Source organism: Gilvimarinus chinensis DSM 19667, assembly GCF_000377745.1.
Taxonomy (GTDB): Bacteria; Pseudomonadota; Gammaproteobacteria; order Pseudomonadales; family Cellvibrionaceae; genus Gilvimarinus; species Gilvimarinus chinensis.
This window is the reverse complement of record NZ_KB898706.1, coordinates 404,041-430,171: the sequence shown is the minus strand read 5'-3', so window position 1 is coordinate 430,171 and position 26,131 is coordinate 404,041. Positions and strand designations below refer to the sequence as shown.

18 protein-coding genes are annotated in these 26,131 nt (G+C 53.6%); 7 read left to right on the top strand and 11 right to left on the bottom strand.

The annotated features are described in order from the left end of the window. The first annotated feature begins 5 nt into the window (after positions 1 to 5). The 3 genes from D568_RS0101925 to D568_RS0101915 are packed head-to-tail and all read left to right on the top strand — an operon-like array spanning position 6 to position 3,647. Complete coding sequence (locus D568_RS0101925; protein ID WP_020207875.1) at positions 6 to 2,126, top strand: TonB-dependent siderophore receptor; 2,121 nt, start codon at positions 6 to 8, stop codon at positions 2,124 to 2,126. Positions 2,127 to 2,132: 6 nt separating this feature from the next. Continuing rightward, positions 2,133 to 3,311: a PepSY-associated TM helix domain-containing protein gene (locus D568_RS18930; RefSeq protein WP_020207874.1), complete on the top strand. Its 1,179-nt coding sequence runs from the start codon at positions 2,133 to 2,135 to the stop codon at positions 3,309 to 3,311. Positions 3,312 to 3,368: 57 nt separating this feature from the next. After that, the gene (locus tag D568_RS0101915) at positions 3,369 to 3,647 is read left to right on the top strand and encodes a YebG family protein (RefSeq protein WP_026286795.1); all 279 of its coding nucleotides are present in this window, start codon (positions 3,369 to 3,371) and stop codon (positions 3,645 to 3,647) included. A 186-nt stretch (positions 3,648 to 3,833) separates the two neighbouring features. Here the strand turns inward: D568_RS0101915 and D568_RS0101910 are convergent, their stop codons facing one another. Beyond that, the gene (locus D568_RS0101910; protein ID WP_020207872.1) at positions 3,834 to 4,742 is read right to left on the bottom strand and encodes an ROK family protein; all 909 of its coding nucleotides are present in this window, start codon (positions 4,740 to 4,742) and stop codon (positions 3,834 to 3,836) included. A 109-nt stretch (positions 4,743 to 4,851) separates the two neighbouring features. On the opposite strand from D568_RS0101910, the gene D568_RS0101905 reads away from it, so the two are divergent. Beyond that, positions 4,852 to 5,217, top strand: a complete 366-nt coding sequence (locus tag D568_RS0101905) for a PilZ domain-containing protein (RefSeq protein WP_020207871.1) — start codon at positions 4,852 to 4,854, stop codon at positions 5,215 to 5,217. 45 nt (positions 5,218 to 5,262) lie between these two features. On the opposite strand, the gene D568_RS0101900 is transcribed toward D568_RS0101905, so the two are convergent. Both D568_RS0101900 and radA read right to left on the bottom strand, forming a co-directional pair. Beyond that, positions 5,263 to 7,749, bottom strand: coding sequence for a ThuA domain-containing protein (locus tag D568_RS0101900; RefSeq protein WP_211211591.1), 2,487 nt, complete (start codon positions 7,747 to 7,749; stop codon positions 5,263 to 5,265). A 255-nt stretch (positions 7,750 to 8,004) separates the two neighbouring features. After that, on the bottom strand, positions 8,005 to 9,378 hold the full coding sequence (gene radA, locus D568_RS0101895; RefSeq protein ID WP_020207869.1) for a DNA repair protein RadA: 1,374 nt from the start codon (positions 9,376 to 9,378) through the stop codon (positions 8,005 to 8,007). Positions 9,379 to 9,771: 393 nt separating this feature from the next. Here radA and D568_RS0101890 point away from each other — a divergent pair, with 393 nt between their 5' ends. Beyond that, the gene (locus D568_RS0101890) at positions 9,772 to 10,236 is read left to right on the top strand and encodes a hypothetical protein (protein WP_020207868.1); all 465 of its coding nucleotides are present in this window, start codon (positions 9,772 to 9,774) and stop codon (positions 10,234 to 10,236) included. Positions 10,237 to 10,254: 18 nt separating this feature from the next. Here the strand turns inward: D568_RS0101890 and D568_RS0101885 are convergent, their stop codons facing one another. After that, entirely contained in the window at positions 10,255 to 10,911 is a 657-nt protein-coding gene (locus tag D568_RS0101885; protein WP_157497595.1) for a hypothetical protein, read from the bottom strand. Between the two features lie 351 nt (positions 10,912 to 11,262). On the opposite strand from D568_RS0101885, the gene D568_RS0101880 reads away from it, so the two are divergent. Then, positions 11,263 to 12,225, top strand: coding sequence for an FHA domain-containing protein (locus tag D568_RS0101880; RefSeq protein WP_020207866.1), 963 nt, complete (start codon positions 11,263 to 11,265; stop codon positions 12,223 to 12,225). 31 nt (positions 12,226 to 12,256) lie between these two features. Then, the gene (locus D568_RS20860) at positions 12,257 to 14,818 is read left to right on the top strand and encodes a serine/threonine-protein kinase (RefSeq protein WP_020207865.1); all 2,562 of its coding nucleotides are present in this window, start codon (positions 12,257 to 12,259) and stop codon (positions 14,816 to 14,818) included. Positions 14,819 to 14,846: 28 nt separating this feature from the next. Here D568_RS20860 and D568_RS0101870 read toward each other — a convergent pair whose 3' ends face one another. The 7 genes from D568_RS0101870 to parE all read right to left on the bottom strand — a co-directional run bounded on the left by D568_RS0101870 (position 14,847) and on the right by parE (position 26,125). Then, a complete protein-coding gene (locus tag D568_RS0101870; protein ID WP_020207864.1) occupies positions 14,847 to 15,335 on the bottom strand; it encodes a DP-EP family protein in 489 nt (162 codons plus the stop codon). Between the two features lie 37 nt (positions 15,336 to 15,372). Further along, complete coding sequence (locus D568_RS0101865; protein ID WP_020207863.1) at positions 15,373 to 17,652, bottom strand: TonB-dependent receptor; 2,280 nt, start codon at positions 17,650 to 17,652, stop codon at positions 15,373 to 15,375. A 284-nt stretch (positions 17,653 to 17,936) separates the two neighbouring features. Continuing rightward, positions 17,937 to 18,848 carry a sterol desaturase family protein gene (locus tag D568_RS18920; RefSeq protein ID WP_020207862.1) on the bottom strand — a complete coding sequence of 304 codons (912 nt, stop codon included), beginning with the start codon at positions 18,846 to 18,848 and terminating at the stop codon, positions 17,937 to 17,939. Beyond that, entirely contained in the window at positions 18,848 to 21,055 is a 2,208-nt protein-coding gene (locus D568_RS0101855; RefSeq protein WP_020207861.1) for a TonB-dependent receptor family protein, read from the bottom strand. The genes D568_RS18920 and D568_RS0101855 overlap by 1 nt, the downstream gene beginning before the upstream one ends. After that, positions 21,048 to 22,271: an imelysin family protein gene (locus D568_RS0101850; RefSeq protein ID WP_020207860.1), complete on the bottom strand. Its 1,224-nt coding sequence runs from the start codon at positions 22,269 to 22,271 to the stop codon at positions 21,048 to 21,050. The genes D568_RS0101855 and D568_RS0101850 overlap by 8 nt, the downstream gene beginning before the upstream one ends. A 70-nt stretch (positions 22,272 to 22,341) precedes the next feature. Continuing rightward, complete coding sequence (locus tag D568_RS18915) at positions 22,342 to 23,907, bottom strand: DUF4856 domain-containing protein (RefSeq protein ID WP_051083987.1); 1,566 nt, start codon at positions 23,905 to 23,907, stop codon at positions 22,342 to 22,344. Between the two features lie 328 nt (positions 23,908 to 24,235). Next, a complete protein-coding gene (parE, locus tag D568_RS0101840; protein ID WP_020207859.1) occupies positions 24,236 to 26,125 on the bottom strand; it encodes a DNA topoisomerase IV subunit B in 1,890 nt (629 codons plus the stop codon). Between the last annotated feature and the right edge of the window lie 6 nt (positions 26,126 to 26,131).

Below are 26,131 nucleotides of genomic sequence, written 5' to 3'. Positions count from 1 at the left end.
TCACTATGCCCCGCAGATCTCCTTTGGTACTCGCCGTTATTCTGGCCTCCCCCTTGACCTACGCCGTGAACACGGAAATCGACAGTACCGAAAAAGTGGAAACCCTGGTCGTCACCGGCCGGGCCCAATCTCTGTACCGGGCCAATGACTCCTCGGTATCCACCCGTATCGATGCCGATTTGTCGCGAGTACCTGCCTCAGTGCAGGTGATTAACGCCGAATTGATCGAAGACCAGGGCGCGCGGGATGCGCGGGATTTGTATCGCGATATCAGTGGCGTGAGCGTATTCAGTTACTCGGGCATTACCTTTCGCGGCTTTCGCCAGGATGAGGTGTTATACGACGGCCTGCGCGGCGACCCCTACGCGGGTTTTACCGTACCGCGCACCTTCGGGGTGGACCGCCTGGAAGTACTTAAAGGCCCCAGCGGCGCCATCTACGGTGCCGGCGCACCGGGCGGGCTGATTAACTACGCCACCAGCCAGGCCAGCCTGGAGCAATACGGTCGCGCCCAGATTGTGGTGGGCGACTACGATTTAACCGGGGTAAACGTGCAGGCCACCGGCGGCTTTGGCGACAGCGATTTTGGCTACCGGGTGGCCATGCTAAAAGAAACCGAAGAGCCCTTTCGCGAGCACACCACCAACGATAACGACCAGGGCGACTTAGGCTTTGTTTGGCAGCCGGGCGTCGACACCAGCGTACTAGTGAAATATTCGTTTGTGGATCAAACACTGGGCGCTAACCGTTTGCGCGGTGTGCCGGTGGATGAGGACGGCGAGTTTCTGGTGGACCCCAGCTGGAACCACAACGAACCCACCGATTTTCTCAGCCTGAGCGCCGATGTATTTTACTCGCGCCTACAACACGCGTTTAACGACAGCGTCAAACTGGATGCCGCCGTTCGCTACTACGAAAACCAAGAGCTGCAAAACTATCACGAACCGCGCGGGCTTTACGATTCCAATGACGATGGCGTAAACGATATGATGGCGCGCCAGTTTCGCGACCAGGTGCGCAACAGCGAAGGCACCAGCGCCTACGCCAATTTAATCTACGAATTTAATACCGGCGGCGTCAGCCATCAGCTGCTGACAGGTTTTGATATTTACGACCTGGACAGCGATTTTAAAGCCAAGCGCGGCAGCCCGATCGAATCCGGCGGCGTTGTCCCGCCACTCAGCCTTTACGACCCAGTGTACGGCCAGACCTCCCGCGCCCAGTACGGCCTGGATGATCGCGACTGGGAGAGTGATTCCCACACCGGACTGACCCAGTCGGGCCTGTATGTGCAGGACTTAATCGGGCTCTCCGACGCCTGGGATGTGCTGGTTAGCCTGCGCTTTAACGACTTTGAAAGCACCAGCGGCACCGCTGAAGACAGCGACACCGCCCTCACCTACCGCCTGGGTACGGTTTACCACTTAACCGACAACCTGAACTTTTACGCCAGCTACAGCGAGGGCTTTGAACCGCAAAGCGTCTCCAGCCAGGACGAAGAAAAAGGCGGCCCATTTGATCCGGAAGAGAGCGTTAGCTTTGAAATCGGCAGTAAGTTAACTCTGTGGTCGGGCCGCGCGCAGCTAAACATCGCCGCCTACGAAATTGAAAAAGCCAATGTCGTGCAAGCCGACCCGGCGGGCGATGTAGGCGGCGACGGCGTGGACGACTTGATTGCCGTGGGTAAGGTACGCAGCCGCGGGGTGGAAATGGATTTAAGCGCTGACCTAATGCGCCACTGGACCATGACCTTAAACTACGCCTTCAACGACACCAAGGTACTCGAAGCCACCACCGGCATCACCAACGCCACTGGCGATCAGTTTGCCAATACCCCGCGCAACCTGCTGGGGCTGTGGACGCGCTATGACTTCCCAGCCATTAACTCGGCATTCGCCTTTGGGGTTGATTACAAAGATGATCAGATCGGCATCAATGGCGATTACGTGAAGCCCTACACCGTGTTCGACGCCAGCTGGCAAAGTACTTTTGACCAGTGGAAGCTGCAGCTGAATGTGAGCAACTTGTTTGATGAAGAGTATGCCGAAAGCGGCTTTCTTACCCGCACCGGCCACTTTCCCGGTGAACCGCGCCGTGTGGTTGCCACCATTAGCCGCGAGTTTTAACCCCAAGTGGCTTGGCGGATAAACCGCAAACAGTGGTTTAGTCTGCACAGTTGTGCGGGCATAAAATTCAGTCTGTTGCTGTTTTTTATCTCGCTCACCGGCACCCTGGCGGTGTTTGCCTATGAAATCGACTGGCTGCTCACCCCCGAATTACGGGTAGAGGCACCTGCGGATGGCAAAGAGCGCCCGGCCGGCGAGCTGCTGGCCGTCGCCCACGCCGCCAATCCCGACTGGACCATCAGCTCCCTTAACCTGGGCCTGCCGAGTTTTATGGCCGCCGAAGCCATTGCCCGCGACGGGTCCGGCGAGCTGCAGCGGATTTACATCAACCCCTACACCGCCGAGGTAACCGGCACCGCCCCCTGGTTTAACGCCCACCGGTTCTTGCGCCAGACCCACCGGCACTTAATGCTGCCGCTAAAATGGGGGCTTACCATCGTCGGGCTGCTCAGCATTCCTTTGCTTGTATCCTTCATCTCGGCATTTTTTATTTATAAAAAGTGGTGGCGCGGCTTTGCCAAAACGCCTACCAGTGGCGATCCCCCCAGACGCTGGTGGGGCGACCTGCACCGCTGGCTGGGCATCTGGAGTCTGCCGTTTATCGGCCTGATAGCCATTACCGGCCTGTGGTACTTAGTGGAACGCTGGGGCGGTTCGGCCCCTTCTGCAACCAGCCTTTTACCCGAGGCAGGGGTCCGAGCTCAACCACAAGACGCCGCCAGACTGACTCCGGCCATCCATCAAGCCCTGGCTCAGAACCCAGGCTTTGAGCTCAAACGTATTCTGGTACTAGAAGATAAACCCCTGCTACTACAGGGCGAGGATACGGCGATATTGGTACGCGATCGCGCCAACACCATCGCTGTTGATGCCAATACCCAAACCCTTATCGGCCAGGTTAAAGGCGAGCAGTTAAGCGTTCACCAGCGTATTGCCGAAGCCGCCGACCCACTCCACTTTGGCACCTTTGCCGGGTATCCCAGCAAGATCATCTGGTTTATCTGGGGCCTGGCCATGACCATTCTCTCGGGTAGCGGCGTATGGCTGTGCGCCCTGCGCCTGGGCAGTCGCCGCACAGGCCCCAACCCCCGCGCCGCCTGGCGACTGATCGGCCACAGCCGCTGGCTGCAGCTGGCACTGGTGCTGGCAAGCCTCGGGCTCACCCTGCCCTTCTTTTTTGCTTGACAGCTTAACCCGCGCCCGATACTGTATATCCAAACAGTATCGCAATGGAGGTTAACCATGGCAGTAGTCGCCGTCTGGAAATGTGACCGGGATGGAAAGATGTTTGATGATAAAAAAGCCGCCGAAGCTCACGACAAAATGTTGGAGCTGGCAGCCAATATTACCGACCTGATTGAGAATTCCGTTAAAGGAATCAGCGAAGAGCACAGCGAAGCCATTGGCCTGCTACTGGCGCGCAATAGCGACAAGCTGGCCAAGGCCTGTAAAGGCAAGCCCGAGGCTTTACTAGAGGTAGATGAAGACTCCAGCGTAACGCCACTGGCCGCCAACCAGTAAAACACACCTTTCACCACGCGCCGGATGACCACCACTCATCACCACAACGGCGCACGCGGCGTCGCACCGCTTCCACAACGCGCCGCCGCTTCTTCACCGCTGCATTCGCCTCAACGATGCGGCGGTTTTTTTGACGTTAAAGAGCGCCCCCAAACAATTGGGTGGTGATCACAGCAGGTGCTGCGCCTAAAACGGGTTCAACCATGCCGCCCCTCTTACCCCACTGGAATCACCGTGTACGGCCTGTCGTATAGGCGTGTCGCACTCTCCACCAAACACGTACCCTGGCAGGATTTTGGGAACCTGCTCATAAATTTCACTGATGTTTGAAGCCCCTCCGCCGAGCACAATCACATCAGGGTCCATGATGTTGATCACGGCCGCCAAAGAGCGCGCCAATTGATCCATATACGCCTGCATCACTTCCGTAGCTGTAGCGTCTTTTTGCCGCCACAAATCAACAATCTCAGCAGCTTTTAGTGACCTTCCTGTTGCCAATTGATAGCTTAGGCTGATTCCCGTTCCGGACAAAAAGGTCTCTTGGCAACCTGAACGACCACAGTAGCAAGGCCTGGCGTTTAACTGGGCATCGTGCGTCCATGGCAACGGGTTATGCCCCCACTCACCGCCCACCCCATTGGGACCCGCAAGAGGCCTGCCGCGATAACACACGCCACCACCACAACCAGTCCCCAAAATAGCGGCGAAAACAAACTCGGCTTCACTTCCGGCGCCATCCGCGGCTTCAGATACAGCGAGGCAATTCGCGTCGTTAGTCACCTTTACATCACGGCCCAGTTTCGCAGACAAATCCACTTGCAAAGGCTGACCATTCAGCCAAGTAGAATTGGCGTTTTTTACCAATCCGGTTTTGCGCGATACCGTACCAGGGATCCCCAAACCCACCGGCAATGGGCCACTCTCGGCGGCGTTCTCGGCAGCCAAAACTAAACCCTCGATATCCTGCAAGGTACGTTGATAGTTATCCCGTACGGTAGGAATGCGTTTACGAAAAAGCTCGCGGCTGCCTTCGCCCAGCAATATGACTTCCGTTTTGGTTCCGCCTAGATCAATACCTATTCTGTAACTCGCCATAGCAACTCGTTAGCCTTGAAATCCCAAAAATTGAGAATTATAACAGGGGGCGAGCTTTAACTTGTTCAGCTACACTACAATCAGACCCCTTTTGCGCAAAGGCATTTCCATGTCCAATACCGATAGACGCCGCTTTTCACGCATCCCTTTCGATTTAAACGCCGAGTTGTCGCAAGCGTCTTTAGTGTGGCAAGCCAAACTTCGAGATATTTCTCTTAACGGAGCTTTAATCAGTGGTCCCAAGCCCCCCCAACTGGACACTCAGGTTCCAATTCAATTAAACGTTGAGCTTTCTGATCAGGTATCAATGAGCATGCTAACGAGGCTTGCTCATTACACCGATCAAGAACTGGGGTTAGAGTGCCAGTCAATAGACCTGGACAGCGTGCAACACTTACGCCGTTTAATTGAGCTTAATCTGGGGGATCCGGCAGCCGCTGAACGTGAATTACACGAACTGCTGGAGCCGAAATAAGGGCGGGCTTGATGGAGGCAATCCTTTGCCTCCATCAAGAAAAACTCAGTCGTCCGTGCTCTGGCTGACCGACATAATATACGTCGCAATTTTATTCCGCGTTTCTTCATCCAGGAAGTTGTGCGCAGGCATAACATGCTCACCCCAACGGCCACTGCTGCCTTCAGCGATGGTATTGGCAATATAGGCTTTAGGGTCTTCTAGCTCGCTGTATTTACTTTTAATCTGAAAGAAGCTTGGCCCCACAGACGCTTCGAACTCTTTGTGACAAGCAATACAACTGGTACTTTTGGTGGCTTCTTCCCCCTCCGCAATAATCAGTTGGGCCTGGTGATCTAAATCTGCCTCATTCACCGCGGCCAGCGCGGCCTCTTCTTCCGCGGTGGGCAAATCAGCGTTGGGGTCGTACTCAATAAAACTCAGCTTGGTGTCGGCACTGCTGCCCCACCATTGAGTACCGTACTCCAACACCCATAGGCGGCCATCAGGAGTGATTTTCATATCCAGAGGGCCAGCAAATTGAACACTCGGTGCGAAATCCTCGATCTTGGTGACGTTGTCGAACTCATCCAAGCTTACAACTTTAATCCAGCTGCGCATGAAGTCGCCAATAATCAATTTGCCTTGGTAGTAGTCGTGGTAAGCAAGATCGTCACCTTGAGGGTAGATACCCGCCACAAGGGCGTTACGCCCCCCTTGCCCCAACTCAGGAAATCGATCTGAGCGCGCGTAGGGGTACCAGATTAACGCAGGCTGTGCGGGAGGCAGAACGTTCAACCCGGTGTTGCGAGGCGAGTAATTTTCCACCGCCATAGGGTCAAACAGCTTACCGCTCTCATTATTTTCATAGTCATACATCCGATAGGGAATATTATTTCCCAGTACCGCCGGCCAACCAAAGAACCCGGGTTGAGTCACTTTATTAATTTCATCGTATCCGCGCGGTCCGAACTCCTCAGTATCGGCCTTGCCATCGGGGCCTACATCGCCGTAGTAAAGCGTGTCCGTACTGTGATCAATGGCAATGGTATAGGGGTTTCTTGTCCCCATAACATAAATTTCTGGCCTACCATCTTCCGCCGCTGCAAACAGGTTCCCCTCAGGAATGGTATAGCTGCCCGCTTTATCAGGTGTGATACGTAAAATTTTTCCACGTAAATCTTGACTGTTAGCCGAGCTTCTCAAGGCATCGTGATAAGTGCCTTCAGCGGTATTATTGATCGGCCCCGAATCATTGGATTCAAAGGGGTTTGTATTATCCCCGAGAGCCACAAACAAATTACCGTGGCGATCGAACTCCAAATTCCCACCGGTGTGGCAGCAGGTATTATCGTTGGGAATATCTAACAGCACTTTTTCGCTGGCCATATCCAGAGTTTTACCCTTCACTGTGAATTGTGATAGGCGCTGGAGTAGCTCAGCTTTACCTGACTCATCCGCCAGGTTGTACATAGCGTAAATAATTTTGTTATTGTCAAAATCAGGGTCAAACGCCACCGCGATTAATCCAAACTCGACGTTCTTTTTAGGCGCAAACACCTCAAACTCGGCCATGGTATGCAACTCTTTTGAAGCGACATCAAGCCATAACAATTTACCTTGGCGCTGCCCTATCATCACCCCAGAATAATCAGCGGTGATATCGAAGCTGATGGGCTCTACCAAATTGTCAACGAGTACGTTTTGCTTAAAGCGGCGGGAATCTGGCTTGGCTTTAGCGTAATCTAAAGGCTTACGCTCTGCTAAGGCGTAGTCTAGCCCTCCGCTCAAATGTGAACGAAATAACGAATTCTCAAAGGCTTCTGCCGTATGCCCAAGGCCGGTATAAAATGCGCGGCCACCATCAAAATCATGGTACCAGGCAATAGGGTGATAATTGCCCTGCTGCCCACCTTGATAACTGCGCTCATCCACCACCAGCAAATCGTGACGGGCATCCGACAGCGCGTAGAAGTCATACCACTCATCGACCAGATAAAACTCAGCGGGTAATGCCTCGGTTGCAGGGTGATGCTGATCAACCACTTTCAACTTGGCTTGCTGCACATTAGATGGATCACCAGGGTGAGACTTAAAGGCAGCCCCCACCAAACGCTGGTACCAGTGCCAATTGCCTTTGCGATGCTCGGTATCGGTGGCCGAGTGAATGCCGACAAAACCGCCCCCAGCTTGGATATAACGCTCCATCGCAACCTGTTGAGACGTGGTTAGAATATCCCCGGTGGTATTTACGAAAACGATGGCGGCCATCTGCGCCAGTTGTTCATCGTTAAAAACCGAGGCATCTTCCGTCGCTACAGGTGTCAACCCTTTGCTCTTTACTAACTCACTAACCGCCGTGACACCGGCGGGAATTGAGTCATGGCGCCAGCCTTCGGTCTTAGAGAAAATCAACACCTGTTTAAGGAGACTTTCAGCAGCATTATCGGAAGCTTGGTCGGCCGGTTCGTTTTTGGCACCACACGCAACGGCGGTCAAGCCAACCAGAATAATGGCAGCGAATGCCATGAATCGACGGGAGAAAATATTCATTTTACTAAGCACGCTGTAAGAGTCGTTATTTTTTCAACGGCGAGGCAAGCCCTGCCGCTACAGAATCAGATCAGCCGGTACGAACAGAGATCACCGACCCTAAAAGTCTACCCCACTATAAGTGGGGCGTCATTGCGCTTTTCAAAAATTTAGCAGTCTCTTTACAGAAGCTGACAAATCGATAGGGGTAAAATCCCGCTCAGCAGCATCTGACGATGCCTGTAGGGTAATTATCTGTCGGCTCGGGGCGCAGCGCTACTCAATGGCTGCCAAAGCCTCAGCAAGACTTTTCACCGCCACAATTTCTATTCCTTCCATTGCTTTGGGTGCATTGCCAACTGGCACAATAGCGCGCTTAAAACCGTGTTTGGCCGCCTCGCGCAAGCGCTCTTGGCCGCTGGGCACCGGGCGGATTTCGCCGGACAAGCCAATCTCTCCGAAAACCATTAAATCGCGCGCTAACGGCCGGTCTCGAAAACTGGAGACAATGGCCAAAACCAAGGCGAGGTCAGCGCTCGTTTCGGCCACCCGCACCCCCCCTACGACATTTACAAAGACATCCTGATCGCCCACTAAAACGCCGCCATGACGGTGTAAAACAGCCAACAGCATCGACAAACGGTTTTGATCCAAACCCACCGCAACTCGCCGGGGATTACCCAGGTGCGAATCATCCACTAGCGCTTGAATTTCGACCAACAGCGGGCGAGTGCCCTCCCACATCACCATCACCACCGAGCCCGAGGCGATGTCCTCACCACGCTGAAGAAAGATCGCCGAAGGGTTGCTGACTTCTTTCAAGCCTTTCTCGGTCATTGCGAATACGCCCAGCTCATTCACCGCACCAAACCGGTTTTTATTGCCACGCAGTGTACGAAAACGCGAATCGTGGGACCCTTCCAGCAAGATAGAACAGTCAATCATGTGCTCCAACACTTTCGGCCCCGCCAGTGAACCATCTTTGGTTACATGGCCAACCAAAATCACCACCGTCCCGGTTTGTTTGGCAAACCGGGTGAGGTAAGCCGCAGCTTCACGGACCTGGGACACCGAACCGGGAGCCGACTGAATATCGGCTAAATGCACTACCTGAATAGAGTCCACTACCATGATCTTCGGCTTTAACTGCTCTGCGGCCTGAGCAATTAACTCCACACTCGTTTCCGAAAGCATTTGTAACTTATCCGCAGGAAGCCCTAACCGATTGGCACGCATGGCCACCTGTTGCAAGGATTCCTCACCGGTAACGTACAGGCAGCTCATGCGTTCAGCCAACTGACACAGTGTTTGCAGTAAAACCGTACTCTTACCCGCCCCGGGGTGGCCGCCAATCAACACGACCGACCCGGGCACCAAACCACCGCCTAACACCCGATCAAATTCGCCCGCTCCAGTACTAAGCCGAGGTAAATCTTCAAGGCTGATATCCGACAGCGTCTGAACCTTTGAGCCGACACTTCCGGCATAACCACTGAACTGAGCATTCCTTGCCCCACCCTTGGCCACCGCCCCAAGCTTCATTTCCACAACCGAATTCCACGTGCCGCACTCGCTGCACTGGCCCTGCCACTTGGTAAAGTCGGCACCACATTCATTGCAGACATAAGCTACTTTTTGCTTGCTTGCCATATCGGTAAATCGCTCAGCTGTTGGTCGGCATACGCTGCCTGTAAATAGTTATGCCACTCAAGTGGCCAAACGCGATGGTAAATAAAATTAACTCAATAAAAAACGGTCGAGATACGCACTAGAGATCACGTAAAAAGCATGGGTAGCTATGGCTAAAGAATCTGAGAGTCTCATTCGCTCATTAAGCACAGCCTTGAAAACACACCATCGTGCAGGCGGCTGATTGCACAGGTGGGCCTCTACAGATGTAAATTTTCCCTCGATACCTCGTGCTAATACGGTAATTCTTACAATCGATGCCCTGTTTTGCTCTATAAACAGCAAAAACAGTGGTCTTAGCAGCTGGCATTAAAGTTGCGTTTACCGGTGAAAGCAAATACGGGAGTTAATTGTATGGCTATGGTACCGAAAACACTAAACGACTTACTTAATGTCACTCAGAAATTTCATACTGAAATGGCAAAAGAACTCAATCACAGTGAGGCGCAACAGCACGACGAACGGCATCAGCTTTTACTGCAGCACTTAGCCGACAAAGAGCAAGTGCTGGCTGATACATTAGCGGAATTAAAACTCGACTCCGATTTAGGCCCACTACAGACATGGTTTTACGAATATACGGATCGGCACCCCATTGCTGCCTTTGAACCCTCTGAAATAAACCTGCAAGAATACGACATCGATAGTGTTGCCACTCTGGTCACAGACTGGCATCGGGAGCTGGTCGATCTCTTTATGTATCTTACCGAGCGGGCCGAGAGTAATAGCACACAAAAACTGGCCCGCGACGTGTTAGCCATTGAGTCGAGTCACGCCAAACAGATGAGTTACGACATGACCCGAATGAATGAAATCTAATAGGTTAAAACCTTGGCTCTATTGACTGCCTTCGGGCTCTACTTCGATCAGGGCAGGCCCTCGCATCTCCAAAGCCCCTCCCGTGGTAAGCACCAAGGAAAACTCTAGCTCCACCTGAGAAACGGAGGTTTCAGGTGGAAGCGAAAAAGTAACAGCGTAATGCTTCCACCCATACTCGCCAGGCAACTCTGGCAGGAGGGCTTTCTCGGAGACCAAAGTTGACTTCCCAAGTAAAGGAGGCGTGCCCTTTCTAAAACCTTTCGCCCAAGCCATTAAGCTTGGAGGCTCCATGGCTGAGCCATAGTCATCGTTGAGTTCCGCCCTTATTTCCGCAGAAAACTCAAGGGTTTTGCCAAGTAGCGGGAGCACCTCTTCGCCACGAAAGCGCTGAAACACTTTTCCCCAAGGTTCCGTACCCGTGCGCTCCAGCCTCAATACTTCGCCATTGCTGGAGTAAGAATAGGAGGGATTACTGGCATGTTGCGACAACCCCCAATGCGCCACACCTCCCGACAAGTTGACGGCAAATAAACTATTTTTCAAATATCCGGGGTCGGGGGCGATGTATATAGGCTCACCCGCCTCGGAGCTATCGTCGTTAGCACCACTTTTACCGTTGCACCCTGAGATATTGAGAACAACAAACGAAAAACCAAGCAACATTAAAGCTTTCAAGTGTCTACCTCGCTATTTTAAGCCGAGCATTTTATCAGAGTTCCTGCCATTAGGCTGGCGAGGGGTCCGCACATCCTCATTTTCAAAGTTCAAGCTCCTAGGTTCCACCCGCCTGCCGCTTTTAAAGCCCCCCGCAGTTGCGCTTGATCGCGGTATGAATCGCCTTATATTTGCGGCATGCGTCCCTGCTGTATTAGACTTCCGACTTTTGGCAACAAAAACAATCGTGGACTGTAACTCCATTGGAGACACGCCCATTTAAAGGATCTGATAAGGCACTTTACACTCAAGGACTTGCCACGCACCCAATAAGCTTAACTCAATCACTCGACTAACTTTAGGGGCCTGGTAATGGCTTACCTCTACCGAACGGATTTGCCACTGCGAATTCCTGTCGTTGCGCACCACACAATAGGCGCACTGGAAGGCAAGGTAGATACTTTTATACATAACCCATACATCTCTCGCCGCCACCTATGCATCGAGTGGAGTGGTGATGTATGGCAGATAAAAGACCTCAGCCGAAACGGCACCTGGATTAACGGAAGCAAACTCGAAAAAGGCGTCTATTACCCCCTGAAACTCGGTGACCGCATTCAATTAGCCGGTGAAGAGGGAGTTAGCTTAGAAGTGCAGGACCTCACCCCTCCCCGTGATGTCCTGTTACCCATCGCTTCTCAGGACAACAACTCCGCGGTGATCGAGCTGCAAGCGGCCAACCTCATTCCCGACGAAGAAACACCTGAATGGTATCTCTATCAAGAGCCCAACAGCGGCCAGTGGTTAGCCCAATCTGTGGCTGATAACAGCGCCCCACCACTGCCATTAAGGCACAACGATATTCTTGAAGGCACTACCGGGCGCTGGCAATTATTTTGTGCCAGTGCCTGCGCACCGACAATGGAGAGACCCAGCCAAGCCTGCATATCAGACGCCGACATACGTTTCGAAGTCAGCTTAGATGAAGAGAGCACAGGCCTGTTAATCGTTAGTGAGGGGGAGCGGTACAATCTGGGCATTCGCGTCCATAACTATCTACTTCTGCAGCTCGCCAGGCATCGTGCTGATGACGCCCGCAACGGCTTAAGCGAAGACGATCAGGGCTGGGTCAGCAACGATTTACTGGTGCATGAATTAGGACTTGAGCCCAACCATCTCAACATACAGGTCTACCGGGCCCGCCAGCAGTTAACCAAAGCCATCCCCCACCTCAACCACGACAAGTTTGTTGAACGCCGAGGCACTAGCATGCGTCTGGGCTGCAGCAGATTTTCTATTCACAAAGGTGGTAAAGTAGAACAACAACTGCCCTGAGGCAGCAGCGCTCCTTAACGAATACCACTGCATGATTGATCCCAGCCTACATACCGATTCTTTGGTCGCCGACCGCTACCGTGTCATTAAGCGTATCGGTCAAGGTGGAATGGGACAGGTGTTTCTGGCACAGGATGAACAGTTAGACCGCCCTGTGGCGATTAAACAGCTGCGTGGCGATGAAGACAACGCCAAAGCACTGCACCGGTTTCAGCGAGAAGCTAAGTTCCTTGCCAAGCTTAATCACCCCTGCATCGTTCAGGTATACGATTACGTGACGGAAGAGAACGGCGGCTCACTGATCATGGAATACATAGATGGGGTAGATCTGGCGCGCAAGCTGCGCGAAGAGGCCACCTCTATGGCGCAAAGGCTGCAGTGGCTGTACCAGATCATGGCTGGCCTTGCGTGCGCCCACGCCTCGGGAATCCTGCACCGAGACCTAAAGCCCGAAAACATCCTTGTAAGTCGCAACGGCAATGCCAAACTGACAGACTTTGGCATTGCCCGCGAACAACAACAAAACACTGAATTAACGCAAGCGGTCATAGGCAGCTATGCCTACATGTCTCCGGAACAAATCGCCGACGAGCCATTAGACTTTAAAAGTGATCTGTTCTCCTTCGGCATAGTCGCCTACAGCGTCCTTTTAGAACAACACCCGTTCGGGGCCACAGGTAACACGTTAAAGCTGCTGCAAAATATTTCTACCGGCCCGCTCAATCAGGACGCATTAGAAAACAGTAAGCTCCCCGATGAACTTAAAAGCCTGCTGCAAAACCTGCTTGCCAAAGACAAAACCGCGCGACCCGACAGCAGTCAGCAAGTGTGTGAGCAACTGGCCTATATTTGTCAGGAGTATCCGCTCTCTGAAACTCTAGAAGGCGGAATGGAGACCGCTGAGCTCCCGCCGCTAACACTGTTCACCCGCCATACGGCTCAAGCCCTGCCCCTTCCCAAGCCGCGTAAACGACACTGGCTAACGGTAACAGCGACATTATTGATTGCCGTGGCAGCCGGAGTCTGGTTCACAGGGCAAGGCTCAGCCCCTGGGCTTATACCTCAAGCGGTGGCGGTGCTGCCGCCACGATTTAGCACGGACGGAGAGCTTGCCGACTCCGATCAACGCCTGGTCGGGGGCACGTTGTATCAGGCAGCCCAGCAAAGTGTCGTGCAATTACCGGGTACCGAAGCCATCCCCCGCTTTGAAGTAGACTCCCAGACCGGCGAGCCCTTCCAGATACTCACGGCATTGGCCGCCAAAGAGCTGATCGTTACCGATGTATTTTGCAACCTCACCTGGTGTGACATCAGTATTAACCGCCTGGCGCCCGCTGCTCAGGGACAACGTTTGAAGGTACTCGCCAGCGCAAACTTCCGCACCACGGTCGATCGCTACGCAATGCTCGCAGAAAGGGTACACCTGCACATCAACCAGCTTTACGACTACAAAAGCGATGTTCAGTTAGACCTACCAGATGAAAACGAGTACCGGGTTTTTGCCGAACAGTACCAGCAATACTACAGCGCTGGCGCCAACACCAGCCAACTGGACGCCTTAGATACCCTGAGCACAAAAACAAAAGCATGGGCCAGCGTGCAAATTCTGTATCGTGAAATCGCCTTAGATTTATATCACGACACCGGTAACGACCAGGCGCTCACCCGGCTGGAGCAATTTCTTCCCGCCAAAAACCGCACTGATACCGAAGCACAATTGTTAAATCAATTTGCACTGGCCCGCAGTCAAAAAGATTTTGCCCAAGCCCGCCATTGGCTGGAGCGTTTGGAGCAACAAGGACTGGATCACTCCGCGCTGATGGAGTTAGAGGGTTTACTGGCACTGTCTGAAAGCAATTACCCAGTGGCCATAGACAACTTTAGGCAAAGCGCGCAACTGCGGCCCAGTGTGCATAATTATTTCCGCCTTTCGATGGCCTCTTGGCTAAACGGCGATATCGAGCCCGCGCGTGACTATATTTCCCGTGCTCATCAGCTCAACCCTGCCGACCATAAAACCAACCGGTTTAGAGGCGTGATAGCGTTATGGGAAGGCCGGCTAGACGAAGCTCACGAAGCATTAAGCCAGGCGCTAGAAAGTGAACGCAGCGCAATCGTACTCAACAACCTCGGGGTAGTTTTACTGCTGCAAGGCGACTACAACGGTTCAAAAAAACAATTACAAGACGCACTGAAAATTGCGCCCGGCGACGAGCAAACGCTGTTTAACCTCGCAGACGCTCACAAACTTAACGGTGAGCTTAAGACAGCGCAAGGGCTCTATACGCAGGTGGCCGAACAAACCGCCACGTTTAACGACGCTTATTCGCTGCGACTCAACGCTCAAGCTTTGGCTCATTTAGGTCAGTACTCAGAAGCTATTGCGGCCTACCAGCAGGCGCGTGAACTGGACCCCGACAGTGGCGACACGCACTACACAGGCGCTTTAGTTTATGCGTTAGCCGGCGAGAAAATTTCTGCGCGCCTTTCAACACAGGCGGCTTTAAAAAGCGGAATGGGTGAGGCGTGGTTTGCACTGCCCTGGTTTAGCGAGGTTTGTGACGAGCAACAAGTTGACTGTTTAGCGCTGTAAACCAGCGCTAAACAGAAAAACAAATCTATCAGCCTGGTGGACGACCTACGCGAATACCAGGGTCGGCAGAGGCATAGATACTCACTTCACCCGATTGGCTGTCGCAGTACATGGCCAAAAAGCTGAAATCCACATCCTCATTTGAATCATCAAAATTGTGAATGGTTAGCACCAGCTCACAGCCGCCCTGCGCTACGCGGGTTTCAATATCGTGCAGCGTATCGCCCTTACCCGGCGCATACACCAGCCCTTCTTCAATAAAACGCCACTGACCGTTTTTATCTTCCTGATTAAGATGAAAGATCAGCACCGCTTTTTCATAACGACGGTCATCAGCGTCCGACTGAGGGTCAAAACCAACCACTATGTTTTGGAAGCTTTTCTTTTTGCCAACTACATTCATCGACCAGGTTTGCGCACTCCCCTTTTTAGGTTGTTGCGGGGTGAGCTCTATCGAGACAATTTTGGCGCCCCCCTGGGGAATCACCACGTCATACGTTTGGTTTTTCTTAGCCATATTATGATCCTTTAACGAAAGCCTTGAATCCATCGCCTTAAAAACGCACGCGCGCACTCAAGGTAATGCTGCGAGGGCGAGTTAGATAATCAAAGCGCCCCTGCTGACCGTATTCGGTTCTGTATCTACCGCCGGTTATGGCACGCTCATCGGTGAGGTTATCGACGTCCGCCGCCAGATACCAAGCCCCCAGCTCCACCCCGGCGTGTACATTCACCAGAGTGTAACCCGACAAACGTTGATAATCTGAAAAGCTGTCGTTTAATGCGGTGGTGCTGTCGCCAACCGTCACCAGCGATACTAGGGTATCCAACTCAAAGGCGTCAAACGAATGTCTGCCGTCCAGCGCTAAATTCCATTGTTCACGAGGCGAGCCCGGCAGGCGGTCATCTTTTTGTGGATAGGCGTCCATCACTAATTCAGCATCGGCGGGCTCATCGATACGAGCATCGTTATAGCTGCCGCCGAACTTCAGCCCCCAAGAGGGCGAGAGTGACCAGTAGCCTTCGACCTCACCCCCTTGAACCAAAGCGCTGCCCGAATTCACGTTAACGAGATAGCCATAATCGTCATAGGCGCTCTGCTGAATCTGTTTCCAGTCAATTAAATACACACTGGCGTTTAGACTCAAACGCGACCACAGCTCGTTTGTTTTTACCCCCAGCTCATAGTGTTCGGCATAATCTGGGTTGTAGGTGCGATTATTTTCGATCCCAGCGGGCAGTGCATTGCTGCCGCCACGGCGAAAGCCCTCTGAGTAAACCCCGTACCAGTGCACACCGGCAGTGGTCTCATATTGCGCGCTGGCCTTCCATAAAAAGCCGTCGTCGCTCTCCTCGTCGGCGTCGCAATAGGGCGTAGGTTCAACCCCATTAAAGCGATCATTCATGGGAAACATGGAGCAGATGGTTAAGTCATCAGTTTGATCGTAGTAGCGCCCACCAAGGGTCACCGTCCAGTGCTGGCTCAGCTTATGGGAGGACTCGGCAAAAATAGCCGACTCGCCCAACTCTTCAATTTGTTCAGCGTAGTAATCGCGCGGCTCTGGCTCATCCAGCCCCCAGAAAGTATCCAATCCAGGGGCTAAATCCACCACCGTGCCCTCAATTTTATCTTTGCTGTAATACGCACCGACTAACCACTGCCAGAGGTCGGCAGACTCGGGCGAGGTCAAACGCAGCTCAGTGGTGTCTTTGCTGACATCAAAATCTGACACTGTTTCAGAGGCAAAATCTTCGTAAGGCGAATAAAACGACGAGCCGTAATAAACCTCGTCCAGCCACAGTAAATAATCTGTCTGATCGGCGCGGCGCTCGGTCTGATAATCGTAACGGCTTTGTATAAACGTTGCGGTAGCGAAATCAAAAGCGTAACTGGCGGTAATATTCGCCATATGCAATTCGGTATCGGCGGGCTGTAAAAACCGGCTGGACGCACCGTAGGCATCGCCAGTAAACGGTTCGTTGCTTGCCTGGCGATCTTCCACGGTACGATCCTGGTAATGGTAACTACCATCCACGCGCAGCCGCTCGCTGGTCTGCCAGCGTAGGCTTAAGCGCGCTTGCTCTCCCTCTTCGCTGTTAATGTCGGACGCAGGACCCGTGAGCAGATAATCGTTGTCGATAAACCCGGCCACTTCGTCTTTGCTCAAGACAAGTCGCGCAGCAAAGGTGTCGCCCACAGGAAGATTACCAACCAAGGTAGCGGCATAACCTAAATCGTCACTGTGAGCCGTGTCGGTAATACTGGCGCTAAGCTCTGTTTGATAGTCGCCCAACACGGGCTTGGCCGTGCTATAGCGCACAATACCAGCCAGCGAACTACTGCCGTACAAAGTGCCTTGAGGGCCCTTTAAAACTTCTACCTGCTCTAAATCCAGCAGCTGCATATCCGGGGGTAAAAAATCCCCTTGCAGCGGGATATTGTCCACGTAGCGGGTAACCGTGCCGCCATTGCCACCCAGATCGTCTGATGCAACACTGTCATTGCGCAGACCGCGAATAATCAAAGGCGTGGGATTGCGACTACCGGTATCGACAATATTAAAACCGGGGGTCTGTCCTGCCAGCGCGTTCAATGTCAGCGGCTGCTGCCTATCGAGCCACCACTTTTCATGCACCGACACTGAGCCGGCGTAATCACCTTCGGCCGTAGGAATTTTCCCCGACACCAATACAACTTCATCAATGCGAGGCTGCTTATCACTCTCGCCACTGTCTGTTTCTGACGCTGCCTGTACCAAAGCCGGCAATAACGCCACCACAAACGCCGACCCCAGTCGCCCAAACTGCTGGGCCCGATGAATTCCCCCAATCATAGTAACCGCCTTTATTTCTTTTTAGGTCGTTGCCAGAGGTCTTCTCCATGACCGACTGACACGATTCGTATAGTCTTGTGCAACGCACGCAACTTCTGCGCTGTACCCCTCGCACAGACCCGAGTATGCCACAACAAGGATATATTTCACGTTTCAGAAAAGAAGTCGTTGACGACATTGATAAGCCCAGTTTAGGAGCAGAACTTGACGTCGGGAATGCACTCATTTGATGCGGTGTTGGTATTGAGATAGGACAAAGCGTTAACGGCAAACAGCACACAAGGCTAACGTTGACGGGCTACGGCCAAACCAAAGACCAGCTTGGGCTTGCGAGCTACAGCCGGCAAATGACTGGCGCAAAGACGATCCCAGAGTGCGAGGCAAGTACCAAAATTGCGGTCGCGATGTTCAGGCAAGCGACTGTGATGCAGCTGGTGACCGGCGGGGGAAATAAACCAGCGCTCCAGTGGGCCAAAGCTTAACCACACGTGGCTGTGTCGCAAGTTTGCGCCGAGAAAATTAAAGGCAAACCCCAGAGCGTCGACCCCGAGAATATCCCAACCGCTCAACTGCGCCCCAAACAGATAGACGAACAGGCCACTGACCGCGCCAAACACCAGCAGCCCGCGAATATAGTAAAGCCCCATTTCCAGCGGATGCACACGAAACAAGGTAAGCGGCGTGAGACGCCGGGCGCTGTGATGCACCTTATGAAAACGCCACAACCAGGGCACTTTATGCATGGTGCGGTGCAGAAAAAAGCGGCTGAAGTCTTCGCAGAGAAAAAAACACAGAGTATAAAGAGCGGCCACAGCCGTCGCCGATAACGCAAGGTCCGGAGCGTTGCCCAGTGATGACTGCAAAGCGCGGGCGACCCATAAGGTAGCCATCAGGTGAGTGCCGAGCAGCGGAATAATCACCGCCAGGCGCAACAGGCTATTGCCCACTAAAAAACCAAGGTCCACTACCGTGGAACGGCGCCACCAGTGATGAGGCGACAACAATTGCGCAACAGCCCGAGCGACACTGACCCGGCGCTCGCGCCACTGAGCCCAAAGCATGGCCACCAGGGCGATGGCCAAAGCGCTCAGCCAGAACATCCAATACATGCGACTGGCGGCATCCAGAGTGTAGCCGAGCGGTGCGATAAACCACTCGCCTAAACGCTGTAATAGTCCGCCGTCGTTTAGCATCATCAGAACTGGTAGCTCACACCCGCCTGAACCATACGCGGGGGATTGGCGCGGGCGCCAAACGGGCGGCGCGAGACAATCTGCTGCTCATCAGTGATATTTTCCACCACCAACTCCAACTGCCAGCGCTCGGCCAACCGGTAGTGGGCCGACACATCCAGCGTGGTTAAGGCCTCGATATCGTAACCGGCTTCCGGCTCGTTTTGTCCCGGTCTCTCGCGCATATCGCCGACATAGTTAAGTGCCAATGCCAGCTGCCAATCAATGGCCTCTAGCGCCAGTTGCGCTCGCGCCTGATGTTCGGGGGTGTAAGGCAATTCATCCCCGGCGCGAACCAATCCCCACTGGGAAAAGCCCGAATTAAAGTCCGACTGAAAAGCACTTTCGGTGTAGGTGTAAACCAGACTTAAAGGCATTTCCAACCGATCGGTTAAATTGGCCACATGGGTGGCCGTTAATTCCAGCCCGGCAATTTCCACGGCGCCGCCGTTAAACTCTTCACCCACTTCGCAGCCAGAGTCAGACACCCGACAGCGACCCAACAGATTCGAATAGTCGCTGTAAAAGCCAATGGCATCGAGGGTGGTTTGCGCGCCTGTGTAGCGCAGCCCGTATTCCACATTGACACTTTCTTCAGGTTCAACAGAATCATCCGCACCCGGTCCCGCGGGCGAATAGCCCTGGTTAACACCGCCCAGCAAACTCAGGTTTTCTGTCAGCGCGTAATAAATACCGACGCCGGGAGTGATTACATCCTGAGTATTCGCAAGCCGCGATTCATCGGCGCGGTTAACCACCTCGCCCTCAATCCGCTCGGCGCGCAACCCCAGATTGACCTTCAATTTACCCCACACCATTTCATCGCGCAGCGACAAAGCAAAAGCGTCGGTTTCGGCGCGGTTATTAGTTTTTAACGGGCGATCGGTTACGCCGTCAAAAATCAATTCACCATCGCGCATCCAGTAGCCGGATACTTTGTGATTGCGATCCACATAGTCGTGGTGGTAGCGAAGCCCCAGGCGCCAGTTATGCTCCAGCGCGCCGGTTTGCATGGTCCAGTAAACTTGCGAGTCAATACCGGACGAGCCGTAGTCACGATCATTGTTGGTAATGTCTAACGTCTCAGACAAAATCTCGCGGGAGTTAACCTCGCCGCGCAAGATTGCCATGCGGCGCGGAAAATACTCGGCGTTACTCATTAAGGTGCCGGCATCCAGGGCACCGGCATAGGGGGCGTTTTCACTCTGAGTTTCGGGAAAGAAACCATCGAGCTTATTCCAGGCGCGCTCAAAGCGGTTGATGTAACCGCGGTTAATCCATTGCCACTGGCCAAAATCCGCGGAGTGAATAATGTGTAGCTGTGTGTGCTCCGAGGTAAATTCATCTTCACTACTGGCGCGATAGCGGCGCAGCGGGTTCGCCGCAAAGTCCTCGTCGGTGGTGCCCAGGTAAGTCTCGTCCGAGGTTTCATCGGCGTAGCCGAGCTTTACCATCAACTGCTGATCCACCGTCGCATCGGCCGCACTCTGCCATCCCAGCTTTAAGTTAAAATCATTGCGAATAAATCCGGTATCGCCCCCGCCGTCCAGCTCTTTAAAACCATCGGCGCCATAGCGCAAACCATCCAGCGCAAACTGCCACTGCCCCACACTGTCGCTGTAGCGCAGCCGCTCTTTGTGATAGCCGTATTCACCCAGGCTTAATGCCAGCTCGCCCGAGCGCTCATCGGTAAGCGGGGCTGTGACCAGATTCACCGCACCGCCAACGGTGTGCGGTCCATACTCAATGGCGGAAGGGCCTTTGTACACTTCAACCGCATTCATGCGATTGACATTGGGCACATAGTAAGCCGCCGGCGCCGAATAGGGGGCGGGGGAAATTAAAATACCGTCTTCCATCAAGGTAATTTTCTGGCTGCGCTCAGCCGTGGCACCGCGAATACCGATATTGGGGCGCAGACCAAAGCCGTCTTCCTGGCGGATATAAACCCCGGGCACTTGAGCCATCAAATCGCCGATATCGGTGGTTGCAAATTCGGCAATGGCGCTTTCATCCAAAAAGCTGGCCGAGCCGGCCGAAGTGCGCACCGCCTCTTTACCGCCGGTGACCAACATCTCTTCAATCAATTGTGGCGGCTCGGGCTGCTGCGCCTGGGCACTCACTGCAATTACCGCCAAGGCCAGTGCCGATTTTTTTACCTGCTTAATCATTATCTGACTGCCCCCGCTCTGGTAAATCCAAGTTCACAATGGTGATAAAGTCGGTACGCAAGCGATCATTGATACGCTTGAGATAACCGTGTAACTGACACGCGGGGTAATCCGATTCCACCTCGGGGTTGGCAGAGGCATTCAAACAGGCAGTGTTACTATTCGCAGCCAGTAACCGCTCGCTTTGTGACAACAGTGATTCATCGATCTGCCCGGCAAGGGTCAGGGCGTTATCAATATCCTGATTAAAATCCGCAGCTATATCGGCGAAGCCTTCGGCGCGGATAATATCGTCAAAGCCCAAACCATCGGCGCCATTAAAAGACTGCTTAAAGCCCTTTAAGTTGTTATGAATATTGGCAATGGAGTTCTGCGCATAGGGCGACTCCACCGCATCCGGGCAGGCGACCGCAGAGCAGTCTGCGTGAATGGATAGGGGCACACCCAGCTTGGCGTCTTTGCTTGCCAGCTCGATATAAAAAAGTGCGTCCGACAGCGCTTTTAAGGACTCTTCAGAGTTAGCCGGGTTTACAAAGTGAAACCGGTAATCCCCCTGGTCGCTGCGCCAGGCAGACTCCACCGCCTGAACACCTGCTTCAACATCTTGGGCAACTTGTTCGGCGTACTCACAGCGCGCCAGACGGCGCTCGGCTTGCGGCCGCTGATTCCAGTTGGCGGTCTGCGGAATCTGCGCCGGGCAGGTATGCGCCAGATTGTCGTTAAACAGCAAATACTCTACCGCGGCAAGACCGCGAGAATTAAACGAACGCGAAGACAAATCAAAGTCGCCGTCTTCGGCGAGCACCACGGCCTGATCTACCGCGCAACTCGATAAAGGCGCGCTACTGCCATAGGCGTAAATGCGATTGCGCAAAGCGCCGCCGTTTTCGGTGAGTGGCCCCACCTGCAGCAATTCCAACTGTTGCCATTGGCCCATGACGTCTCGCCACTGAGTTTGCACAGGCGTAGGATCGGCCGCGCTGTTGTTTTGCAAAGCATCGCAATACAAGCCAATCTCTTCACTAAGACTCGCGGCGCTTGCGCGCTGTTCTTGTAACTTCGGCACAATAATATTATCGGCGTAGTTGGCCAGCATCGCGGTGTAATCAAATTCCCCGATGGAGGTTTGCGCATCACTATTACTGTCGCCCTCGCCGGCGCAGGCACTTAGCAGTGCCGCCGCCCCTATGATTAGCAGCGTTTTTGTTAAACTCACCTTTTTCTCCTCAAACGCAAAAAGGCGAGAGCTTGCGCCCTCGCCTGTTCGGCTTTAAATCCGATGGGGATTACCAGTTTTCGACGTTTTCTGCATCAAAGTCATAGGCTTCTTGCAGCAGATCGCGCGCCTGGTTTAATCCTTCGATATACGCGGCTGTGCCACCTTCATAAGTAGCGCCACCCTGGGTACCATCGGCCAGTACCGGTGCATCGCCCATTAATGCCAGCAGCTCGCGCAGGTTATCGCGGCTTTGTTCGTCAGCGGCGAAGGGCGACTCGGGGCTAAACTGCAAACCCAGGGCAAAACCTTTCATTTCCCCCCAGTGCTTGGCCAGGTTTTTAAAGTTATCCAGGCTGGCGAATTTGCCGTCGCTAAACTCACCCATATCGGCAACCACATCATTGATGTAATGCACCACAGTGGCGGCAACACATTTCTCCCAGGTAACCGCGGCGGTCGCGATATGCTCGTCCAGCTGAGTTTGCTGCTCTGCGGTCAGCTCACCGGCTTCAGCGGCCTGGGCAAGAATGTGACGACCGGCGATAAAGGCATCGAAGGCTTGCTGAGTAAGATCAGTGGGGTTGGTATTGTCGGCACTGCCCACATCGCGCTTGGCGCAGTTAACCGAGTTGCCAAAGTTGTACTCGCTGCGAATATCAATCAGACCGTCGCCGTTGCTGTCGTGGTAGCCATTTTGATAATCCGCACGGCCGCCGGCAGCGCGAATTTCCAAATCGCTGTAGTCACCGTAATCGCGAGCCGCGCCGAAATAACCAAAGGCTTCGTCCCAGTTGTGCTCACCCTCGGTATAGGCGGCGCCATCTTCAGACTCCAGCATAGTGGCAAAGTCCGACTGCAGATAGTCGCTAGTACCCTGGGAAAAGGCCACGGCGCCCAGCAGGAATTTCTGAATCAGCTGGCGGTAATCAAGGCCTTCGGCGCTAACGGTCACGGTATCCAGAGGCACATCGCCGCTAACAGTGGCAATCTGCGGTGTAACGCCATCGGTCACTTCGCTCGCCAACTCGGCGAAGAAGTAATCCACCAACTCCACCGGCAGAGGGTCGGCATCCAGGCCCTGGCTCCAGCCAAAAAAGTCACCGACGAGGGTTCCGGTTTCACCGCCACCGGTGCCGTCACCGCCGGCAATTTTACCCACCAGATCTTTACCGCCGGCAATGGCGCCGTAGGTGAATTGGCTGGCGTCGTTTTGCGGCAACAGGCTCTCGCCTTCCAGATCGAACTGGGGCGTCAAATCATCCGAGGTGGCCGCATCATAGCGAAAGTAAAAGTTTAACTGCGACTCAACATCGGCCGCGGCATCTTCGGTCAGGCCGTTCATTTCGGCCACTAAGTCGTCGATCAGAATCTGGCGTTTAGTCTGGCCGGTATAGGAGACAGTGTCTTCGCCATTGCTGTTGCTGAACTCGTAGGTGGTCGGCAGGTTATCTTCGGCCTCATCGTCGCCACTGTCATCGCCGGCGTTATCGCCATCGCTGTTATCGTCGTTATCCTCCACAGGAGTAGGCTCGGGTGTCTCGACAGGGTCATCACTGTCGCCTCCGCCACCGCAGCCGACCAAAGTCAGGCTACCAAACAACAGCGCCAACAGAGAAAGCTCTCGAATATTCACAATTGATCTCCTTAACACATAATGCGCACCGCTCTCACGAACGAAACACTATTGAATTTAATTATCATTCCCATAAGACGACGCTATAGTAACGGAAACGAGAACCAGTCGCCAACTGTTTAGATTTGTATACTTATTAAAAGCGAGACAGATTACGCCCCAGAAAAGGGCTTAGAGGCACTAAAACATCAAGAATAAGGCGTTATTCGATAGTTTCCAACAAGGGACATTGAGAAGAGGCCCCCTAAAAGACGAGGGGCAAAAGGGGCTAACAGACCTTAAAACGAGCGGCGCTCGAGTGAGCGCCGCTTACACACTCGGCGAATAATTAAGCGATAACCTCGGCAAGGTTACCTTTTTGTTCCAACCAGCTTTTGCGGTCGGAGGCGCGCTTTTTCGCGAGTAACATGTCCATCACTTGGTTGGTATCATCGCCATCTTCAATGCGCAGCTGTACCAGGCGACGAGTATCGCGGGCCATGGTAGTTTCGCGCAGTTGCAGTGGGTTCATCTCGCCCAAACCTTTGAAGCGCTGCACCCCCACTTTGCCTTTTTTCTTTTCCGCTTCGATGCGCTCAAGAATGCCGGCTTTCTCGCTGTCATCCAGTGCGTAGTAAACCTCTTTGCCCACATCAATTCGATAGAGCGGCGGCATGGCCACATAAACGTGCCCGGCAGCCACCAACGGGCGAAAATGACGCACAAAAAGAGCGCACAGCAGGGTCGCAATGTGCAAACCATCGGAGTCGGCATCGGCGAGAATACAAATTTTGTTGTAGCGCAAACCTTCAAGCGAATCGGTTGCAGGGTCTATGCCTAAAGCGACAGAAATATCGTGCACTTCCTGACTGGCGAGAATTTGGTTTGAATCCACCTCCCAGGTGTTCAAGATTTTACCGCGAAGTGGCATGATGGCTTGATAGTCTCGATCGCGCGCCTGTTTGGCTGAACCACCGGCCGAGTCACCCTCCACTAAAAACAACTCGCTGGTGGCGGGGTCGTTATTGGAACAGTCGGCCAGTTTGCCTGGCAGCGCGGGGCCCTGGGTGATTTTTTTACGTGCAACTTTTTTCGAAGACTTAACCCGTTTTTGCGCGTTGTTGATACACAAGTCGGCGATTTTATCGCCTTCCTCAGTATGCTGGTTCAACCACAACGCGAAAGCATCTTTGGCAACGCCGGAAACAAAGGCCGCGGCCTCACGCGAACTCAAACGCTCTTTGGTCTGCCCGGAAAACTGTGGGTCGGCCAGTTTGGATGACAGCACATAGGCGCAGTTGGCCCAGATATCCTCGGGCGCTAATTTAACCCCCCGCGGCAATAAATTACGAAACTCGCAGTAATCTCGCAGCGCGTCCAACAACCCCGTACGCAATCCGTTAACGTGAGTTCCGCCCTGAGCGGTGGGAATCAAGTTCACGTAGCTTTCCTGAATCAGCTCGCCGCCCTCGGGCAACCACTGCACAGCCCAGCTGGCAGCCTCGGTGGAGCCGGAAAACTCGCCCACAAAAGGTTGCTCGGGCAGCACTTCAAAGCCCTGGGTGTTGCCGCTTAAATAGTCACGCAAACCGTCTTCGTAATACCAGGTATCTTTTTCACCGGCGGTTTCGTCGTTGAAATTAACGGTCAGGCCTGGACATAACACCGCTTTCGCGCGCAACACATGGCGCAAGCGACTGACGGAAAATTTAGCCGAATCAAAATAACTGGGGTTGGGCACAAAGCGCACGGTGGTACCGGTATTGCGCTTGCCGCAGGTGTCGATAACTTCAAGGTCGGAGATTTTCTCTCCATCGCCAAAGACGATGCGGTGCACCTGGCCATCGCGCCGAATAGTCACCTCCAGCAGAGACGACAGCGCGTTGACTACCGACACCCCCACACCGTGCAAACCGCCTGAAAACTGGTAGTTTTTGTTGGAGAACTTACCCCCCGCGTGCAGCGTGGATAAAATAACCTCGACCCCTGGCTTGCCTTGCTCGGGGTGAATATCCACCGGCATACCACGGCCGTCATCGCTGACGGTAATGGACTGATCCTTGTGCAGGGTAACGCTGAGCGTTTTGGCGTGTCCGGCCAGGGCTTCATCGACACTGTTATCGATGACCTCTTGGGCCAGGTGATTGGGACGGGTTGTCTCGGTGTACATCCCGGGGCGTTTCTTAACAGGGTCAAGCCCCGTGAGGACTTCAATATCTTCAGCGGAATAGTTGGCCATACTTCT